The 18495-nt window shown below is 63.2% G+C and carries 21 protein-coding genes and 1 pseudogene; 8 read left to right on the top strand and 14 right to left on the bottom strand.

The window, feature by feature from the left end:
- Positions 1–19 precede the first annotated feature (19 nt).
- Complete coding sequence (locus tag ACYVGC_RS17795) at positions 20–235, bottom strand: hypothetical protein (RefSeq protein ID WP_460585194.1); 216 nt, start codon at positions 233–235, stop codon at positions 20–22.
- Positions 236–659: 424 nt separating this feature from the next.
- On the opposite strand from ACYVGC_RS17795, the gene ACYVGC_RS17790 reads away from it, so the two are divergent.
- On the top strand, positions 660–1700 hold the full coding sequence (locus tag ACYVGC_RS17790; protein ID WP_460585193.1) for an IS110 family RNA-guided transposase: 1041 nt from the start codon (positions 660–662) through the stop codon (positions 1698–1700).
- Positions 1701–2156: 456 nt separating this feature from the next.
- On the opposite strand, the gene ACYVGC_RS17785 is transcribed toward ACYVGC_RS17790, so the two are convergent.
- From ACYVGC_RS17785 to ACYVGC_RS17775, 3 genes and pseudogenes are all read right to left on the bottom strand, one after another.
- Positions 2157–2642 (bottom strand): hypothetical protein, encoded by a 486-nt coding sequence (locus ACYVGC_RS17785; protein WP_460585192.1) that lies wholly within the window; start codon positions 2640–2642, stop codon positions 2157–2159.
- Between the two features lie 117 nt (positions 2643–2759).
- Positions 2760–3062: a hypothetical protein gene (locus ACYVGC_RS17780; RefSeq protein WP_460585191.1), complete on the bottom strand. Its 303-nt coding sequence runs from the start codon at positions 3060–3062 to the stop codon at positions 2760–2762.
- 143 nt (positions 3063–3205) lie between these two features.
- Positions 3206–4222 (bottom strand): annotated as a pseudogene (locus ACYVGC_RS17775) (IS701 family transposase).
- Between the two features lie 48 nt (positions 4223–4270).
- On the opposite strand from ACYVGC_RS17775, the gene ACYVGC_RS17770 reads away from it, so the two are divergent.
- Both ACYVGC_RS17770 and ACYVGC_RS17765 read left to right on the top strand, forming a co-directional pair.
- Positions 4271–4405, top strand: coding sequence for a recombinase family protein (locus tag ACYVGC_RS17770; protein WP_460585190.1), 135 nt, complete (start codon positions 4271–4273; stop codon positions 4403–4405).
- Positions 4406–4577: 172 nt separating this feature from the next.
- Positions 4578–4946 carry a thioredoxin family protein gene (locus tag ACYVGC_RS17765; RefSeq protein ID WP_460585189.1) on the top strand — a complete coding sequence of 123 codons (369 nt, stop codon included), beginning with the start codon at positions 4578–4580 and terminating at the stop codon, positions 4944–4946.
- 313 nt (positions 4947–5259) lie between these two features.
- On the opposite strand, the gene ACYVGC_RS17760 is transcribed toward ACYVGC_RS17765, so the two are convergent.
- The 7 genes from ACYVGC_RS17760 to ACYVGC_RS17730 all read right to left on the bottom strand — a co-directional run bounded on the left by ACYVGC_RS17760 (position 5260) and on the right by ACYVGC_RS17730 (position 12983).
- Complete coding sequence (locus tag ACYVGC_RS17760) at positions 5260–5655, bottom strand: response regulator (RefSeq protein ID WP_460585188.1); 396 nt, start codon at positions 5653–5655, stop codon at positions 5260–5262.
- 11 nt (positions 5656–5666) lie between these two features.
- Positions 5667–6740: a sensor histidine kinase gene (locus tag ACYVGC_RS17755; RefSeq protein ID WP_460585187.1), complete on the bottom strand. Its 1074-nt coding sequence runs from the start codon at positions 6738–6740 to the stop codon at positions 5667–5669.
- 66 nt (positions 6741–6806) lie between these two features.
- A complete protein-coding gene (locus ACYVGC_RS17750) occupies positions 6807–7865 on the bottom strand; it encodes a chemotaxis protein CheB (protein ID WP_460585186.1) in 1059 nt (352 codons plus the stop codon).
- Between the two features lie 10 nt (positions 7866–7875).
- Positions 7876–8238 carry a hypothetical protein gene (locus ACYVGC_RS17745; RefSeq protein ID WP_460585185.1) on the bottom strand — a complete coding sequence of 121 codons (363 nt, stop codon included), beginning with the start codon at positions 8236–8238 and terminating at the stop codon, positions 7876–7878.
- Between the two features lie 322 nt (positions 8239–8560).
- Complete coding sequence (locus ACYVGC_RS17740; protein ID WP_460585184.1) at positions 8561–9208, bottom strand: response regulator transcription factor; 648 nt, start codon at positions 9206–9208, stop codon at positions 8561–8563.
- A gap of 2 nt (positions 9209–9210) precedes the next feature.
- On the bottom strand, positions 9211–12663 hold the full coding sequence (locus tag ACYVGC_RS17735) for a PAS domain-containing sensor histidine kinase (protein WP_460585183.1): 3453 nt from the start codon (positions 12661–12663) through the stop codon (positions 9211–9213).
- Between the two features lie 119 nt (positions 12664–12782).
- Positions 12783–12983, bottom strand: a complete 201-nt coding sequence (locus ACYVGC_RS17730) for a hypothetical protein (protein ID WP_460585182.1) — start codon at positions 12981–12983, stop codon at positions 12783–12785.
- Positions 12984–13455: 472 nt separating this feature from the next.
- On the opposite strand from ACYVGC_RS17730, the gene ACYVGC_RS17725 reads away from it, so the two are divergent.
- The 5 genes from ACYVGC_RS17725 to ACYVGC_RS17705 all read left to right on the top strand — a co-directional run bounded on the left by ACYVGC_RS17725 (position 13456) and on the right by ACYVGC_RS17705 (position 17092).
- A complete protein-coding gene (locus ACYVGC_RS17725) occupies positions 13456–13755 on the top strand; it encodes a hypothetical protein (protein WP_460585181.1) in 300 nt (99 codons plus the stop codon).
- Positions 13756–13758: 3 nt separating this feature from the next.
- Positions 13759–14808 (top strand): fatty acid desaturase, encoded by a 1050-nt coding sequence (locus tag ACYVGC_RS17720; protein ID WP_460585180.1) that lies wholly within the window; start codon positions 13759–13761, stop codon positions 14806–14808.
- A gap of 39 nt (positions 14809–14847) precedes the next feature.
- A complete protein-coding gene (locus ACYVGC_RS17715; RefSeq protein WP_460585179.1) occupies positions 14848–15837 on the top strand; it encodes a PAS domain-containing protein in 990 nt (329 codons plus the stop codon).
- A 46-nt stretch (positions 15838–15883) separates the two neighbouring features.
- Positions 15884–16423: an RNA polymerase sigma factor gene (locus ACYVGC_RS17710; protein ID WP_460585178.1), complete on the top strand. Its 540-nt coding sequence runs from the start codon at positions 15884–15886 to the stop codon at positions 16421–16423.
- Between the two features lie 387 nt (positions 16424–16810).
- Positions 16811–17092, top strand: coding sequence for a hypothetical protein (locus tag ACYVGC_RS17705; protein WP_460585177.1), 282 nt, complete (start codon positions 16811–16813; stop codon positions 17090–17092).
- A gap of 62 nt (positions 17093–17154) precedes the next feature.
- Here the strand turns inward: ACYVGC_RS17705 and ACYVGC_RS17700 are convergent, their stop codons facing one another.
- The 3 genes from ACYVGC_RS17700 to ACYVGC_RS17690 all read right to left on the bottom strand — a co-directional run bounded on the left by ACYVGC_RS17700 (position 17155) and on the right by ACYVGC_RS17690 (position 18452).
- On the bottom strand, positions 17155–17478 hold the full coding sequence (locus ACYVGC_RS17700; protein WP_460585176.1) for a hypothetical protein: 324 nt from the start codon (positions 17476–17478) through the stop codon (positions 17155–17157).
- Positions 17479–17595: 117 nt separating this feature from the next.
- Positions 17596–17874, bottom strand: a complete 279-nt coding sequence (locus ACYVGC_RS17695; protein ID WP_460585175.1) for a response regulator — start codon at positions 17872–17874, stop codon at positions 17596–17598.
- A complete protein-coding gene (locus ACYVGC_RS17690; protein WP_460585174.1) occupies positions 17862–18452 on the bottom strand; it encodes a PAS domain-containing protein in 591 nt (196 codons plus the stop codon). Before ACYVGC_RS17690 ends, ACYVGC_RS17695 begins: the two co-directional genes overlap by 13 nt.
- Positions 18453–18495 lie beyond the last annotated feature (43 nt).

Genomic DNA, 18495 nt, shown 5'->3' with positions numbered 1-18495 from the left:
GCCCGCCGTATTCGGCCCCTTACTCGTGCTCGCGAGCGTCCAGGCGGGCAATTACTTCCTCCAACGTCAAGACGCCCCGCACAAACTGGTCGAGCAGCAAGCGTTCGTACATTTTAGGCATTAACGGCGTGCCCTGGGCGATATTCAGCGCGGCCGTTACCAGGCGCTGGCGGCCGTGCTCCGTGTCCAGCAGCGAAGGTTTCCGGCTCAGATGCAAGGAAAGGGAAGGCTTCATCCCCCAAAGTTCGCCCCGCGTGAAATGCTATACAAGCTGAACCAAGGCCGGCATTGCCGCCGGGCAACTGCGCCCGCTGCGCGGCCTGACGAGCCAGGAGGAACAGTTAGCCCAATTGCCCTAACGGGAATTTCTGTTCTTACTCTCGTATGATTGCGTGGCCTCAAGGTGAGGCCAGCCAGAAAAGGAAACGGGGACATCATCTTACTCTAAGTGCGGGGCCCTGGCGGTCTTGACACTGAGCGCTAGAAACGGTGCTCCGTTTTCCGTTTTGCCTGAAGACTGCACAGTATGGAGGGAGCGAGGAGGTCGCAAGGCCCGGAGCATCCCGCATTTGTACGAGAAAAGTTGCGGTAAAACCTAGCCTGGCTATGTCTATTTCCTCTTTTTATGTTGTTCGCATATGGCTGCGCTTCCCTCCCCCATGGCCCTCCTAAAATGCGTGGTAGGCATCGACATCGCTAAGGATAGCTTCGTCGCTTGCTTTGGCCAATCGTCTCTTAACCAGCAACTCCATTTCGGTAAAGAGACGACCTTCGACAACACGGCAAGTGGCTTCGCGGCGCTGCTCAGCTGGGTGGCCAAGCAACACCTGAGCGGCAGTCCTCTCTGGTTTGTGGTGGAAGCCACTGGAGTCTACTACGAAGAGCTGGCCTATTTCCTGGCGGATAACCAGCAGTTGTTGAGCGTGTTACTTCCTAATAAGGTAAAGCATTTTGCTCGCAGCACTGAACTCAAAAGCAAGACCGACCAGCTGGATGCGCGCCTACTTTGCCGCCTGGGTCTGGAGCGGGCCTTACCGGCCTGGCAACCACCCACCCCGGCCCTGCGTCAGTTGCGCGCCCTGGCCCGTGAGCGGCAAGTACTGGTGCGGCAAGCCGCCCAACTCAAGATTCGGGCGCATGCCTACCAGCATAGCTATCAACCCGATAGCCGGACGTTAGCCCGGCTAGCTGCTCAGCAGCAACTACTGGTCAGCCAGCTCAAAGCGCTGGACCAGGACTTGGCTGACCTGTTGAAAGCCGAGCCCGAGCTAGCCCGCAAACTAGGCCAGCTAACCAGTATTCCGGGCATCGACCTGACGACGGCCATCGTCATCGTGGCGGAAACGAATGGCTTCGTGCTCGTTGAAAACGAACGCCAACTGACCTCCTACGCGGGGTTGGACGTGGTGCAACGCCAAAGTGGGCTCTCGGCCCACGCCACGCGCATCTCGCGCCGGGGCAACGTGCGCTTACGCACGGCGCTCTACCTGCCGGCAGTCAGCAGCTTACGCTACAATCCCCAGCAAATGGCCTTTTATGCCCGCTTGCGGGCCCGTCAACCCAGCGGCAAGCCCGGTGTGATTGCCGTCATGCGCAAACTGCTCGTGCTCTGCTACTCGCTCTGGAAGAATGATTGTGTCTACGACCCGCACTACCACCCAGCGCACCTGACTGAAAAAGAAGTAGCCCCGACCACGTGAACGGGCCGAGGCTACACAGGATGAACTCGAAAGCTCTCCTTAAGAGAGCTAAAAATACAGAAATTTTGTCCGAAAAGCAACCCTTTTATCACAGTATCTAGCGCTACCCCTAGTGCTCGAGAGCATCAAAAAGTGTGGGGCACTTCCATTACCCGGTCAGTACTGGCGCAACCGTAATGCCTACTTTCCTAACCTGAAACAATCACTGATGGCCGCTTAAGCTTGACTGCCCCACACTTTTTGATGCTCTCCGGCCAGTAGACAAATCCCAGTTGGTAGACCCCAGTAACCTAGCCCACCATGCCACCGAACGCAACGGCTGCAACGGGCAACTGACTCTCGACGTGCTGCCCGCTACCAGCAGCGCGAGCGCGAGGCTCGCGCCATGTCAAGTTCCGTAATCAGCCCATCTCGTGAAGCTACAGCTGGAAAGTGCGTTAGCGGAGTTGCCTGTTCTTACTCGTGTGCTCCCCGAAGTAAGGCACTGGTTTGGGCGATGGCGTAGGTCAGGCTCGCTACGAGTTGCGGGACTTCGTGCCCATCGGCAAACATAGCCTTGGCCACTACCAGCGGGTTGCGCGTTAGTAGTTCGCGCCACTGATGCGTCCACTGCGGGGCGGGGGCCACGGGCCGGGCAATGCCCAGCGCCTTGGGTCCCAGGTAACCGTGCGGAAAATTCAGGCCGTTCTGGAGCGCCGTCAGGGGGTCGGCCGTTGAGTAGTAGGCCTCAATCAGGTACGCCTGGGCCAGCATATACTGGTGGGAGAAGCAAAACGGGTAGCGGCCGACAGTGTTGGCGTGTAGGCCAGCAGCATTGAACGTGTAGCCCCGCGCCCCGGTCACTACCGTGGCGGCGGCGGCCAGCGTGCCGCCGAGCGAGTGGCCCGTCGTCTCCAGCAGGTGAACCGGCTTTTTGCGGGCTACCGCCTTGGCTAACTCCATGGCTTTTTTGTACTTGGACTGCGTCGTTTTCAAGCCCAGGCCCTGCCACACGTCTGCGAATCCGCCTTTGGTCAGGCTGGTCGTGCCCGCATAGGCAATGACGACCTTATCCGGGTGCTAGAAGGTACTTTTGTATAGGGCAGCCTGAAAATCGATTTTAGCGTCGAACAGCATCGCGGGTGACACGCCGAGTGCGGTCAGCTCCTGGGGACTTAGCAACTGCCAGCCTGCGGGTTCGGGCACCTGGGGACTAGCCCGAAGCTGGTACACATGTTCGCTAAGCCGGGCGCGTTCCACGGCCACGCGGAGGCGTTCGAGGTGGGCCAGGGTGACTGGCACCTCGGCGTCGGGGAAAGGCAGTAGCCTGGCCCGCGCCGCTTGCAGGAGGTAAGATTGGGCCTCGGGGCAGACTGGATGCATAAATAGGGAAGTAAACGGAAAAGAGCAGTTCCTGCGGCAGGAGTTGGCCAACCTCAGTCGGACGGGAGGCGGGTAACCTAACGTTTCACGAGATACGAATAAAGCGCCTTGATAATTAGTAACGTAGGTACCATAGTTAGGACTTACGCAAAAGCCAGTGTTGGCTGTATTAATTCATGGCGCCTATACGCATCTAAAAACCCTTGTTTAAGTTGATAGACGGTCTTTTGGGTCTGGTAGGCGGCTTGTTTGAGGCGGGTCCAGGCCCGCACGGCCAAGGCAATGTGGTTGCGCTGGCTGCGGGCCAGCCGGCACTGGCAGGCTTGCACGCCGGTAAGTTGCTTGAGTTCGCGGTGAAACTGCTCAATCGTCCAGCGGACACTGCTTTCTTGCGCAGCAGCGGCCGTATTCAAGGGCTCGACCTCATTGGGGAGGAAGTAGTCCGTCCGGTGGGGGGACACCAGTACGCGGAAAAGTTTCAGCTTGCAGTCCTTCGGCATGCCCTTCACTTTCAGAGTTTTGCCGGTTTATACCGCCGCCGACCAGGGCAGGCCACGGGCTGGCAGGGCGGTTGGTCGCCCGAATCGTCGACGAGGCGGTTGCTCCCAAACGCTTGAAGCGCGTTTTCAGCGGGCAGTAAAACGTTTTTTCTGCTTTGAGCAACCACTTGAACAGGGCCGTGGTCGCGTACCAACTGTCCATCAGCACGGTGCGATACGAAATACCCCGCGGGGCCAGTTGCGCCAGTATTTCGGCCACATGGTCCAGCTTCGTCTTGCCGTCGGTTTCGGGGGCGAAGAGGCGGTAGTCGATGAGCCAGAATTGGTCGGTTTCGGGGTTGACGTACACGCAGGTGACCAGGCCGATGCCGGCAAGCACGCCGTGGGCGTTGCCGCTGTACTGGCGGCGCACCAGCTCGATGCGCCAGCTGTGGTGCTTGTCGAGCACCGTGTCGTCAAACAGGACGTAGCCCCGCGCACTCAATACGACCTGCGGGCGCACTGTTGCCAGAGCTGGCGCGGCGTGAAGTGGCTGGTCTTGAGAAAGTAGCGCCCGTTGTCGTGCGTCAGGCCCTGCAGGTGCTCGGCCAGGTACGTGCCCGTGTAATTCACCTGGCTACTCACCAGAAACTGCCCGTAAAGTTGTGCCGTCACTTTCATGGCTTTTCTTTTCAAGTTACCCCTTTTGCGTAAGTCCTAACTTTGACAATGAACATCGACTACGCCCGCGTCTCGACCCGCGACCAGAATCTGGAACTACAACTTGATGCCCTGAATAAGGCCGGGTGTGAAACCATCTTCCAAGAATATACTTCTGGGGCCACGAAAGCACGCCCCGCTTGACAAAAGTCAGGCAAACACCTGATGATTGTTAGGTAACAGACTGAAGCAGAAGGATACTTTTAGGTCCCTGTCTGGGCCGTTACCTCGGCTCCATTAGCGAAGGAACCTCGGGCGCTGCCCCGTCCCGCTTGCCATTTACCCTTGGCCAGGCCCCCATTTAGCCTTAGCTCTTATGCCTGCGCTTTCAAGTCCTTCCGCGCAGCCGGTTTTCGCAACGGTGCTCCTGGTGCTACTGCCGGCGGTTACGTCGGCCGCGGCGCGGCGCGAGCGGGCGGCGACCCGGGTGGCCCTCGATGGGTTGCAGCGGCACCTGGGGACGGCCATCAAGGTGCTGCCCGTCGACGCGGCCGACCACCCGGCCGTTGTTCGCAGCTTCGACGGCCGGGACCTGCCCGCTTGCGTGCTGCTACGCCACGGCGTGGAGCTGTGGCGGCAGCAGGGGCTGCCCGACGGCGCCGGCCTCGCGGCCCTGCTGCTCCAATCGCCCCCGGGAGCGGCCACCGGCCCGCTTTTGCCGGGCAACCCGCCGCTGAAACCGTGAAATCGGACCATTACTAGCGCGATTCAGGTTAGTGCCCAAAAGGCAGGACAGCACACCATATATGCGCCATATGCAAGAGAAATTGGCTGAGTCGTTATCGCTGGTTGAGAACCGGGCAACAAAATCAACGCTAAGAAGATTTTTACCTATTGCTCACCTATCAGTGCTTCATTCCTATTTACCGCACGCGCAGCGGGTGCCGGATTCATGACTCAAAATATAAACAATTGCATTTGAGCACAAGGGAGGGGGCAGCAATTGTCGGGAAACATGCACAAGTGAGTGACTAATGACCTATGGTCAGGCTTACGAGCTAAGCGGCTGGCAGCACATAGGCCCGAATTTGTTGAATCTGGTGCCTGTCCAGCGGCTTTTGCAGAAGCCCGGCGACCATCGGATACGTTTTGGCGCGGGCTTCATCGGAGGGAGCCACTAAGGAGGTGAGCAGGTACACGATGCATTGGTCTTGCAACTGCACCTCGTAGCGTTTTAGTAAGTCCAAAAAGTCCCAGCTGCTTAGCAAGGGCATGTGCAGGTCCAGCAGAATGACTTGCGGCACCAGGCCGTTGGGTATCTGCTGCCGCAGAAACGCCAGGGCGTCGGTGGGGGATTGAAACGAGGCGGCCGTGTCCGACAAGCCCTCGTGCCAGAGGAGGCGCTCCGTCAAAAACGTGGCAATGGGGTCGTCATCAACTAAGAGCGTGTGCATGGCTAACGGGCTCAGCGGAAGGTGATGGTGAATTGGGTGCCTTCGCCTACCACACTGCTTACCTTGATGCCCCCGCCCAGGCTCTCGACGTGGGTTTTGGTCAGGTACAGGCCCACGCCGCGGCCGGGGTACTGCGGGTGGAACCGCTGGTAGAGCTTGAAGACGTCCGCGCCCGCCCGGGCCAGGTCGATGCCCAAGCCGTTATCGGCTACGACGATTACCTGGCCTTGTTCCGGTTCCTGCGTCGCCGTCAGCCCCAAGCGCAGCGGTCGGCGGGCATCGCGGTATTTGATGGCATTAGACAAGAGGTTATAAAAGATGCTGTAGAGGTAGGCCCGGTTGCCGCGCACCCGAAAACCGGCGGGAATAATGGTCCGCAGCGTGCCACCGCAGTCGTGGAGCGGGGCGTGCAGGCTCTGTTGCACCTGCGTCACCACGTCGGCCAGGAGCACCTCTTCGGGCGCGGCCAACTTCACCTGGTCACGAATGAGTAGGATGGTGTTGATGTCAAGCAGCACTTGGTCGAGCTGGTGCAGGCTGGTTTGCAGCAGGGTCCGGGCAGACTCAAATTCCGGGGTGTTCGCCTTTACCAGGCCCAGCATGTCGGCCAGCCCAAGGGCGTTGGCCAGCGGCGCGCGCAGGTTGTGCGACACGATGTAGGTAAACTGCTGCAAGTCGGTGTTGTGGGCGAGTAGCTCCTGCTGCTGTTGGGTTTTTTCGGTGATGTCCCGCGATACCAGCTGCACCCCCACCACCTGGCTGCCCTCGCATACCGGCAGCAGCACCACGTCCCAGTGCCGGGGTGCCGAGCTACCTTGCGCGGTATACGCTTCGAAGCGGACGACCTGGCCGGTGAAGGCTTCCGCCAGCTTTTCCCGGTACAGGCCCCTGGCTTCCAGCGACAAAAACTTGTCGTACCGGTGGTTTACCACTTGCTCCTTCGTCTTTTGCACCAGCGTGAGAAAGGCTGGGTTGGCGTCGAGAATAAAAGCCGCTTCATTCTGATACACAATGAGTTCGGACGTGTTCTCGAACAGCGCGCGAAACCGGGTGTCGGGGCTAGCGAGAGGCGCAACGGCTGGCATAGGCGGGGGAGGTTAAAAGCGCGGCTGCTTCCGGGGCGCAGCACCTGGCCGGGGTACGGGGCCCGCCTAGGTCAACTTGTTGCGTTCGAACTGCAGGTCGCCGCTCAGCGACTCGTGCTTGAGAATGGACTCGTGCACGATGCGGGCCTGCCGGCCGGTTTGGTCGGCTTTGCTGAAAAACAGGGTCGCCACGGCTTCCTGCAGGTTGTCAGCGAAGTGGTGGCCGAGGTTTTGGAGCAGCATCTTGGTTTCTTCCAGCCCGCGCATGGCCTGGTAGAGCAGGCTTTCGACCGACTCGGTGACTTCGCTCAGCAACGCGCTGACGGTGTAGGCATGGCCGGTGTGGCAGCGGTAGCGAATCAGCTTGCCTTCCACGAGTTGGGTGAGCGCGCCGTGGCAATCGGGGCAGGTGAAGGGCGTGAGCTTGCCTTTGTCGATGATGCCCAGCTCGAAGCCGCCGCCCTGCTTGGCAATGGTCAGCTCGATTTTAAGCAGGTCGAGCTCGGCGGCGGGCAGGCGGGTTTTGGCGGGGGCCCGCTCCTGGGTGAGGCGCACGAGCAGCGCCGGCAGCTGGGCTAAGGGCAGCACGTAGTCGGCCGCCACAAATTCCAGGGCGTTGGTGGGCATGGAAGGCTGCTCGGCGTCGTGGGGCTCCTGGACTACCGATACGCCGCCCATGCGCTGTACGCTCCACAGGCCGGAGGTACCGTCGTCGAGGTAGCCCGTGAGCACCACGCCAATCACGCGCGGCCCGTAGGTGTAGGCGGCCGAGCGGAACAGGGCGTCGATGGAGGGCCGGAAGCGGTTTTCCTTGGGGCCGCGCGTCACCAGCACCCGGTTGTCTTCGAGCAGCAGGTGATGGTCGGGCTGGGCCACGTAGATGACGCCCGCTTCCACCACGTCCCCGTTCTGCGGCTGCCGCACTTTCAGGGCCGATACCGAGCCGAGTAGCTGCGGCAACAGGCTGGGCGAGTCGGCCGCCACGTGCAGCACCACAAAAATGGGGGCCGGGAAGTCGGCCGGCAGGGCTCTGGCCAGTTCCGTGAGGGCCGCTACCCCGCCGCTGGAGGCACCGATAACGATAACGTCGCGGAAGGGCTTGCGGGTCTTTGCAAAGGGGGGCATGCGCGTCGGTTTAAGTTAAGGGTGGGGGGCTAGCGGCAGCGCCAGCCAGGACGGCGTCCGCCGGGAGCGCCAGCTCATGCAGATGAAACACCGTACCCAGCTTTAGCCCGTGCAGGTAGTGGCGCAGCTTGGGGTGCACCTGGTAGAGCCAGATGCGTGTGCCGCGCAGGTGTAGGTGCAGCAGCTGCGTCACAAAGCGGCACACGCCCAGCGGGTGCGGTAGCAGCTGCTCGCCGCAATCGACCAGCAGTTGGGGGGGCGGCTCGGCCAGCAGGCACGCCAGCTGCCTGGGCGTTAGAGCGGGCAGGCGCACGGGCAGCAGCGTGGGCGCCTCGCCGGGGCCAGTCATGGAAGTGGGGCAGGGAGCTGGCATAGCACAAGGGGGAAGTGCGGCGCAAACCGCTGGTGACGTAACCCGACCGGCCCGCCGTAGCGGGCCACCCTTCAGGGCCAGCGGTATTGCCGCTGGCCCTGCTAATGCCTTGCCAACAAGGCGTTCAGGCACTTGTACAAAGGAAAAGCCCCGCTGCGGGCCTCGCCACCGCATATGTACCCCATTTGCCGGGGCGGATACCCGTTTGCATCTCCGTATTTATACGGCCCCTTTGACCCGCCTAGTCGCCAAAGTGCCGCGTGGCTAAGTCACGCCAAGTCAACCATTTGAGATGGGCACTGCGCCGGCCGGCGCGGGGCCGTTAAGAATGGAGCAAGCCGTACTCCATGGCGTACTTCACCAGGGCCGCCGTGTTGCTGGCACCCGTTTTTTCCAGCAGGTTCTGACGGTGCGATTCCACGGTGCGCTTGCTGGTGAAGAGCTGGTCGGCAATCTGCTGATTGGTGAGCCCGGTGGCCACCAGCTGCAGGATTTCCCGCTCCCGGTGCGTGAGCGGGACACCGGGGGCCGCCTCGGGGCGGGCGGCGTCCAGCAGCAGCATTCTGTCCAGCAGGCCCAGCCCGATTTCTGAGCACAAAAACCGCTTGCCCGCCGCCACGCCCTGCAGGGCGGCCACCACTTCGTACTTGCCCGCGTTTTTGAGCACGTAGCCGTGGGCGCCCGCCGCCAGCGCCTCCCCGATGGTGTGCTCGTGGGTCATCATGGAGAGCAGCAGGATGCGCAGGTGCGGGTGCTCGGCGTGGAGGCGGTGGGTAGTGGCCAGCCCGTCGAGCACGGGCATATTGAGGTCGAGCAGTACCACGTCGGCGGCCACGGTGGGCAGCTGGTCGAGCAGCTCCTGCCCGTTGCTGGCCTCGCCCACCACCTCAAAGAGCGGGTCGGCGGCGAGCAGCGTGCGCAGGCCGTCGCGGATAAGGACGTGGTCGTCAACGATAAAAATGCGAATCATGGCTAAGAAAATAGGGGTAGGGGAATGCGCAGGCGAACGTGCGTACCAAATTCGGGCGAGGAGTCGATGGCCACGGTGCCGCCCAGCAGGGCCACCGCGTTGCGCAGGGTGCGCAGGCCCAGGCCCTCGGCTGCGGTCTGCGGGTCGAACCCGTGGCCGTTGTCCTCGGCCCGCAGGCTCACCCAGCCGGGCAGGGTTTCGAGCTCCAGCAGGGCCTCGGTGGCCCCGGCGTGCCGCACAATGTTGTGGGCCAGCTCCTGGGCCAGGCGAAAGAGGGTGACCTGCACGGGCTGCGGCAGCGCGTGCTCCTCGCCCCAGATTTGGCACTCGACCCGTAGCGGCGGCACCGATAAATCGCGGCACACGTCGCGCACGGCCACGGCCAGGCCAAATTTGGCGAGCGAGGTGGGCACCAGCTCGTGGGCCAGGGTGCGGGTCTGGCGCATGGCTTCGGCCAGCAGGCGGTCGGTTTGCTCGTGCAGGGCAGCCAGGGCCGGCAGCGCGCGCAGCGCGGGCGTGTCGAGCTGGTCGAGGTGCAGCTTGGTGGCGTAGAGCACCTGCCCCAAGCTGTTGTGCAGCACTTCGCCCAGGCGCTGGCGCTCGTCTTCCTGGGCTTGCAGGATGGCCAGCAGCAGCTCCTTGTGGCGGTCCAGCTTCAGGGCCAGGTTTTCGGCTTCCAGGCGCTGCGTGTCACTCACGTCGAGGCACACGCCCAGCACCCGCACCGGCGGCCCCGGCGTGGGGGGCAGCGGCACGGCTTTGAAGCGCACGGTTTTTACGGCCGCCCCCACGCGCAGGCGCAGCGCCTCGTCGAAGCGGTCGGTGCCGGCCATCAGGGTGCGCAGCAGGCGCGCGGCCAGGGGCCGGTCGTCGTCGAGCACGGCGTCGAGAAAAAGCTGGGGCCGGACCGGGCTGCCCACCGGCCGGTCCAGCAGGTGGTAGAGGCCGTCGGACCAGGTGAGCTTTTGGGTGCCCAGCTCGTAGTCCCAGCTGCCCATGCCGGCCACCTCCTCCGACTGCTGGAGCAGGGCCAGGCCCTGGGTCTGGCCCTGCTCCAGCAGCTTGCGGGCCGTGATGACCTCGGACGTCAGCACCAGCAAGCCGTCTTGCCGCACGGCAATGTGGCGAAACCAGTGCTGCATGCCTTCGCCCTCGTACCACCCCTCGAAATCGGCCGGCTCCCCGGTGGTGGCGACTTGCAGCAGCCGGGCCAGGACGCCGGCGGGTACCGTTTGCGGAAACATGGCCGTGAAGCGTTGCCCCGCCAGGTCGTCGCGGCCCACCACTTGCTTGTTGAACGCGTTGAAAATCAAGATTTCAAAATCCTCGGCCTGGTCCGTCACGTCGCGCAGGATGCGCATGACGACAAGGGCGGTGGGCGAGGCGTCGAACACGGTTTGCAGCAGGTGGCGGCTTTCGTGCAGCTCCTGGGTGCGCTCGGCCACCTGCTGCTCCAGCCGGGCGTTGAACTCCAGCAGCTGGGCCTCGGCCTGCTTGCGGACGCTCACGTCGCTGGCCGCGCCCAGCCAGCCCGTGAGCTCGCCCCCCGCCCCGAGCACCGGAATGGCCCGCGAATACGTCCAGCCCACCGTGCCGTCGGCCCGCCGCACGCGGTGCTCCAGCTCAAACGGGCTTTTGTGGCGGATGGCCTCGGCGATGGCGGCCCGCACGGGGGGTAGGTCTTCCACCGGCAGGTATTCCTCCACCCAGGTGTGGGTGGGACACGGCGTGTCGGCCAGGAAATTCTTGCCGATGAGCTGCTCCATGTGCGTCCAGTCGGCACTCATCCGGTACACGGTGTCGGAAGTGACCGTCACGAGCAGGCGGAACTGTTCCTCCGATTGGCGCAGGGCTTCGGCGGCTTCGTGGTCGGCCGTCAGGTCGAGCAGTACGCTGCTCACGCGCACCGGCTTTTCCTGCTGCCACTCCACCACGCGGCCCACTTCGGAGAGCCAGCGCACGGCCCCGTCGCTGGAGCGCACGATGCGGTAAGTGGCCCGAAACTCGCCGTGGGCCTCCACCTGCTGGCGAATGCCCGCCCACGTCGCCCGGTCGTCGGGGTGGGTCAGGGCCACGGCCTGCGCCAGGGTCAGCGTGCCCTGCGCGGGGTCGAGGCCCAACATACGAAACCGCTCGTTGTTGCCCCGCATGGTGTCCTGCTGGTAGTCCCAGTGGCAGATGCCCAGGTGGGCCAGCTCCACGGCCTGCCGCAGCTGGTCTTCCGATTCGCGCAGGGCTTCCTCCGTGCGCTTGCGGGCCGTGCTGTCGGTGAAGAGCACGCCCACGTGCCGGTTTTCGAGGGCCCCGATGGGAAAGGCATTCACGTTGAACCAGCGCCCCAGCGCCTTGCCTTCCGCTTCGAAGCGCGTCGGCTCGCCGGTCTGGGCCACCCGGCCGTAGGTTTCGAACCAGTGCTGCTCGTGGGCGGGGGCCAGCTCGCGCATGGTTTTGCCCAAGGCGTCGTGCAGGCCGGTTAGCTGTTCAAACACCGGATTAACGTCGAGGAAGCGGTAATCGGTGGGGCACTGCGCCGCGTCGAAGAAGACTTCCAGGACGCAGAAGCCCTCGTCCATGGAGTTGTAGAGCGTGGCGTAGTCGTCGGTGGCGCGCTGGGCCAGCTCGTCTTTCAGGCGCAGCAGCTCCTGGGCCGCCTGCTCGCGCTCGGTCACGTCCTGCATCAGGCCTAGCAGCCGCACGGGCTGGCCCTGCGCGTCGCACTCGACCCGGCCGTGGGCCTCCAGGGTGCGCAGCTGGCCGTCGGGGCGGTAAATGCGGCGCTGGTAGTAGTAGGGCTGGTGGTCGGCCACGGCCTGCGCCACCACCTGCGCCACGGCCGCCACATCGTCGGGGTGCGCGCGGGCCTCAATACCCGGCAGGTCGGGCACGAACGCGCCGGGCTGCTCCCCAAACAGCCGGAACAGGCCGTCCGAAAAATGAAACTGCCCGGTGGCCAGCTCCAGCTCGTAGCTGCCGGTGCGGGCCACCACCTCGGTGCGCCGCAGCAGCGCGTCGGTGGCGGCCTGCCGGGCCTGGGTCCGCAGCTCTTCCTGCTTCTGCGCCGTGATGTCCTGCCAGTACACCACCCAGGTATCGGCCTCGCGGGAGCTGGCCATGCCAATCCACTGCTGCCGCTGGGGCAGGAAAAAGGCGCCCGGCGGCGGCGGCAGCTCGCTCGGCACCAGCTGCAGGGCCCGCTGCAGGTCGGGGGGCAGCGTGCCGGTGGTGGCCGGCCCCAGCCGCTGCCCCTGCAGCGCATCGGCCGGGGTGCCCCACCACTGGGCGGCCTGCTGGTTCACGCGCAGCACCGTGCCCTGGGCATCGAGCACCACCACGCCCCACGGCAGGCCCTGGAGCAGGGCTTCGGTATCGGTGCCAGTACCAGCGGCAGCGCCGGCAGCTAGGGGGGCAGCGGGTAGCCCCGTTGGCGCATCGTGGGGGGAAGGAGTTTGGCGCATCCCCAAAGGTCGGCAACACGGAGTAGCTATTTGCTTATCCAAAAAAGGTTTAGGCCTGGCCTCCTGCTAAAGAGCAGAAAACTACCCCACGCAGCGAGGCGAGCCGGTGGCCCGGCCAGCTAAGCCTGGGTGGTTGCGTGCAGGGTGGCGTGCACCTCCAGCCAGCTCAGCTCGCCGGCCACGTAGCCGGCGTACAGCTGCCGGGCCAGCGCGGTGGTATGCCTTTTCAAACTGGGCAGGGCGTCCTGCATCTGCCCAATTACCCGTGCCCGCTGCTCCGGGGTTTGGGCACTGGGGCCAAAGCGTGTATCGTAGGCCATCTGCTAGCAGTTACTGAAGAGCGCCGGGATACGCTTCAGTAAAGGTCCGGCCGCGAAAAGCGCAACGCACTGCGTTCGATACCCGAATAGGGCTGCGGATTATACGTGGTTTTGCCCTAAAAAATCAGGGAATAGTTTTCCCGCTACCCACCTACATGGGGGCCTGCCAATCAGCTGGTACCGGCTGCCGGCAGGGGCTACCAGAAGCAAACCGGACTGGGCTGCCGGCAGCATTTCCGGTAATTAACAGGAGCAGTTATGGTATAAATACGTAGTGTAAACCACGTATTTACCCCGCCAAAAACCGTAATCAAGCGGAGGTACCCGGCTTGGCCGGGCTGTTCCTTTGTAGCCTTCCGTAGTGGCTGGTGGGATGCCAGCCTTCGGCAGCTGCCAGGTTTGCTGGGCCGCCCAACGCGGTGACTGCACCGGGCTCAGCGGTCTTATTGCCTTACTCCCTACCCCCGTTTTTATGCGTTCCCCTCCTGCCACGCCGCTGGCCGAGCCCGCCGCTACCGCCCTCCTGCTCGTGAACCTGGCCGCCGTAGATGCCGCGCTGCTGGACCGCATGCGGCGCCAGCCCCAGCCCCAGCTCCTCATCAATTGCGGCATGCAGCCCTGCCGACGGGGGCTGGGCGTCTGCCACTTCCTCTCGCAGCTGCTGCTGTTGCGCCAGCGTGGAGCCAGCGTCTGGCTGTGCAACGTGGACCCGCTGCTGCGTCGCTGCCTGCAGCAGCTGGGCCTCGCGGCCAGCTTCTTTTTGACCGAGTAGCCCATGAGAGCGCTGGCCATCCTCACTGACCCGGTCTACACCAAGGCCGCCGCCCCATCCCGGCTGCACCGCTGGCTGGCTCGCTTCGTGCAGGACGAGCGCGATATGCCCTTTGCGTACCTGCTGCTGCAGCTAACGGCGCTGCTGCCGCTGGCGGGCCTGCTCTTCGTGCCGGCCCTGCGGGGGGTAGCGTGGTGGGGGGTGGCCGGCCTCTACCTGGGGCTAAGCAATCTGCGCTTCAAAGGGCCCTTCGGGCTGATGCTGCACTGCACCAGCCACCGGGTGCTGTTCCGAAAAAAATACGGTTGGCTGAACCACTACCTGCCGTGGGTAATCGGGCCGCTGTTCGGGCAAACCCCCGAATCCTATTTCACCCACCACCTGGGCATGCACCACCCGGAGAATAACCTGGCGGATGATACCAGCTCGACCATGTTCTACCAGCGCGACTCGTGGGTCGGGTTTGTCTGCTACCTGGCCGACTTTCTGGTGCTGGGCGTGGCGCGCCTGGTGGGCTACTTCACGCGCCGCCGCAAGACGACGCTGCGCCGCCGCCTGCTGCGCGGCGAGCTGGCCTACCTGGCGGCCGGGCTGCTGCTGGGCTGGCTCAACCTGCCGGCCACGCTGGTGATGCTGGTGGTGCCGCTGGTGCTTTCGCGGGTGGTGATGATGCTCGGCAACTGGGCGCAGCACGCCTTTATCGCGCCCGAAGACCCCGGCAACTGCTACACCAACAGCGTGACCTGCCTCAACACCCGCTACAACCACCGCTGCTGGAACGACGGCTACCACACCAGCCACCACCTCCAGCCGGCGCTGCACTGGACCGACCACCCCGCCCACTTCCGCCAACACCTGGCCGAGTATGCCCGGCACGAGGCCATCGTGTTCGAGGGCATCCACTTCCTGCACATTTTCTGCTACCTCATGGGCCGGCGCTACGACTTGCTGGCCAGCCACTTCGTGGAGCTGGCGACCCCCCCGCGCAGCGAGGGCGAAGTCATCGCCTTGCTACGCACGCGCACCCAGCGCCTGCCCCGCCAGGTAGCGTAGCCCCGCCGGGTAATTTGCCAATCTGTTCTGCCATACCCTATGAAATCGACTTATTCAACGTTCCCTTTTTCCGCTTACCTGCCGTATGCCCTACCCCCCGCTGCCGGGCCAACCCAGCCAGGTGCGCTGGCGCTGGAAGCAGCGAAATCGGCTGGTTACCAGCATTTAAGGCAACTGCTGGGGCAATTGCCGGTAGCCATGTACTTGGTGCGGGGGCCGGCGCACGTGCTCGAAGTAATGAGCCTACCCGCCGCCGCGGCCTGGGGCTGCTCGGTAGACCAGGTGCGGGGCCAGCCCTTCTTCGAGGCCCTCCCTCACTTGCGCGGCCAGGGCTACGAGGCCGCCTACGCCACCGTGTGGCAAACCCACCAGGCAGTAACGTGGCAGGAGGCCCCCCTGACAGTGGCCCAGGAACTCCCGGGGCCGACGGGGCTGGGCTATTTCAACGTGTCCTTTCAGCCTTTCTACGAAGGCCGGGGCCGCCTGACGGGCATTTTGGTAACGAGCCAGGACGTAACCGAGCAGGTGCTCGCCCGCCAGCAGGTGGACTACGTCGCGGCCGAGCTAGCAGCCACCAATGCCGGCCTGGCCGACTACGTCCGGGAATTGACCCAGGCTGCCCACGCCGCCCAGGCCCACGCCGAAGCCCAGACCACCCTGTTGACCCAGTCGCTGGAACAGGTGCCGGGGGCCATCGGGCTGCTGGTAGGCACCGACTACGTAATTGAGGTGTGTACCCCCGGCCTGCGGGCGCTCTGGGGGCGCACCCTGGCGCAGGTGCTGCACCAGCCGCTGTTTGCGGTGCTACCCGAGCTGCAAGGCCAGGGCTTGCCCGAGCTGCTTGCTGAGGTGGCCCGCACGGGCGCGCCCCTTGCCGGCCACCAACTCCACCAACTGCCTGGGCCGAGCGCACCCACGACTGCCGCAGTCCAATTTAGCTATTACCCCTTACGTCCTGCGCAAGGCCACCCGAGTGCCATCGTCGCCGTGGCCAGCGTCGGGTGCGCACCCCAACCAGCCGACCAGTAGAGCCAGCCACTCCCCAAACTCCACCCGCCCGTCACCGGGCCAACGAATGAGATTACCTAAACAAGAAGAAGAGCACCTCCTTATCCAGCGCCTGTACGCGCGGGACGAGCTGGCCATGACGCATTTTTACCAGCAATATAAACCGGCCTTGTACTACCGAATTTTTAGGGTGGTGCGCCAGGCGGAGCAAGCCGAAGATATCCTGCAAGAATGCATGCTCAAGTTTTGGCTGGCCTTCCCCACGTACGATGTCAACAAGGGCCGCCTGTACACGTGGGCCTTAAGCATTGGTCATAACCTGGCTATCGATAGCCTGCGTAAGCAACGGCAAACGGCCCCGCTGACACACGCGCTTTCCGAGGAATTGGCGGCCGGCCTGCGAGCACCTACTCTCTTTTACCCCGAGCATATCGGCGTTCGCGAGTGGGCCGGGCGGCTGAGTCCGGCCGACCAGCAGCTCGTAGACTTGCTTTATTTCCAAGGGTATACGCAGGTGGAAACTTCGCAAATGCTGGCCCTGCCGCTGGGCACCATCAAGTCTCGTTCCCGCCGCATTATTCGCACGCTAACGCAAGCGGTCACCTAGCCCGGTAGAATAGAACGATTAGCCTAGCCGTTGAGCCAGCCAGAAGTAGGGGAAACCGACCCGCCGTTTCGCTACCTCCGGCTGTAGCTGACAGAACCTGTCGTTTAGCTCATTAATAGCTTTATTCTCTGGCGATTGAACAAGAAAATCAGGCTAATCGATGGCGACGAGTCAGGTGCTTTAGTGGCAGAATTCATTGGTGCCTTCTCCACTCCTATTTAAGATGGCCTTCCTTCTATCTACCTGAATGCTAGCCGAGACACTGCTGCTCGGGGCAAAACAACGGTGGGCATACCCCGTGTCAGGCAACAAGGCGGGAATCCCCACCGCACGGAGCATCCCGATAAACCAGTTAAATGCACTTCTTATAGATGCTACTTCAGGCAAATGAATAAATCATCTTCTCTCACTGTCGCCGAACAGGTTGTAACCGCCGAACTGGCTTACTACCAGCAGGGTGCGAGCTGCCTCCTGACCGTAGCCGACCAAACCACGTGGCAAAGCCAGCAAGCGGCGTACCAGTTGCTAACAATGCCAGCGCCGGTAACTTTTGGGCGCTTCGTGCTGGAACGGCACGGGTATTCGCTGCACCACTTCATGGCCACGCACCTAGACCCAGCTGCCTGGCATTACTGGTTTGCCCAAGGCGGCTTGCTCATCCCTTTTTGAAGGATAGTATAGCTTTGATTGAAAAGCTAATTTAGAAGGCAACCGGTTAGCTTTTTGCTTATTCATGTCTCTTCCCGGCTGATTTCGCCTGGTCCATCCTGCTCGGCGGCCCAGTGTGCCAGCTCGGCGGGCGAGAGGCGCGCCGCCAGGTAAGCGCCCATCGAGTAGCCCCGGCGCTCCAATACGTGCCGCCGAAAGCCGGGTAGCGTCAGCCAGTTGCGGGGGCTCAAGAGCGACAGTTCCGCCTGGTCAGCGGGGGGCAGGGCTTCGTACCAGGCTAGTAGCTCGGGCATGGTAATCGGCTCGGCATCAGCCAAGCGGTAATACGCGAGTACCGTCGCGGCGAGCTGCTCAGCCGGCGTGAGGTCGGAGGGAGGAAAGTCCATGCGTAGTAAAAATGGCTGCCAATGCCTCTTGGTCGAGCTAGTCAGGTACTTCACGTGAGGAAGGACTGCATCGCGGCCAGGGTTTCAGTCGGGGCGCTCAAGTGTGGGCAGTGGCCCTTAGCTTGCAGTGTGCTGCTGAGCCAATGGCAGCTGCACGTAGGTTTCCAGAAAGGCCAGCCCGTTGAGCACGGGCATATTCAGGTCGAGCAGGATGAGCCGGGGACACGCCGCCGTCGGCGGGGCGCTGCAGGTCTGGTCGAGCGTGCGCAGGGCCTGCTCGCCGTTCTCGGCCACGAGCACCTGCTGGGCCACGTCCATGCGGGTCAGCAGCAGCTTGTTGAGGTAGTTAGTAGTGGGGTCGTCATCGACCAGCAGCACACTGGCTAGAGGTGGCATAGAGTTGGGGGGCGCTTAGACGGGGAACGTAACGGTGAAGGTGGTGCCCACGTTGGGCTGACTCCGTACCTGGATGGAGCCGCCTGGGTGGGCCCGGTGTGCGCCAGCTGGAGCCGGGAAATATCGGTGAGCTGGGCAATCGTGAGCTGAAAGCGAGCCACCGTGTCGTCGAGCAGCGCCAGCAGGCGCGCCACTACCTCGTCTTGCTGCACCAGCGGGGGCAGGGTGTCGCGCAGGGCTAGTAGGATGCCCTCGATGTTGGTAATCGGGGCTTTCAGGTCGTGGGAGGCCATGTAGACGAACGTGTCCAGGTCCACGTTGGTGCGCCGCAGCTGCTCATTGACTTGCTTCAGCTCGGTGATATCGATGGCGGCGCCCACGTAGCCAAACAGCTTCCCGCCCTGCAGGTAGCTCGGGGCGCCCTGGGCCAGCAGCCAGCGGTACTGCCCGTCGTGGCGGCGCATCCGGTGCTTGAGTACGTAGGGCAGGCGCTGCGCGATGGCCTGCGTTAAAGTATGCTGGGTGAGGTCCACCTCGTCCGGGTGGAGGTAGGGGCCCCAGCCCGTGGCGAGGTACACTTTCTTTATCGACTTCCCTTAGCCCGCTACGTGGCAACCTTTG

Source organism: Hymenobacter arcticus (assembly GCF_054779975.1).
This window is presented reverse-complemented; position numbering and strand designations above follow the sequence as displayed.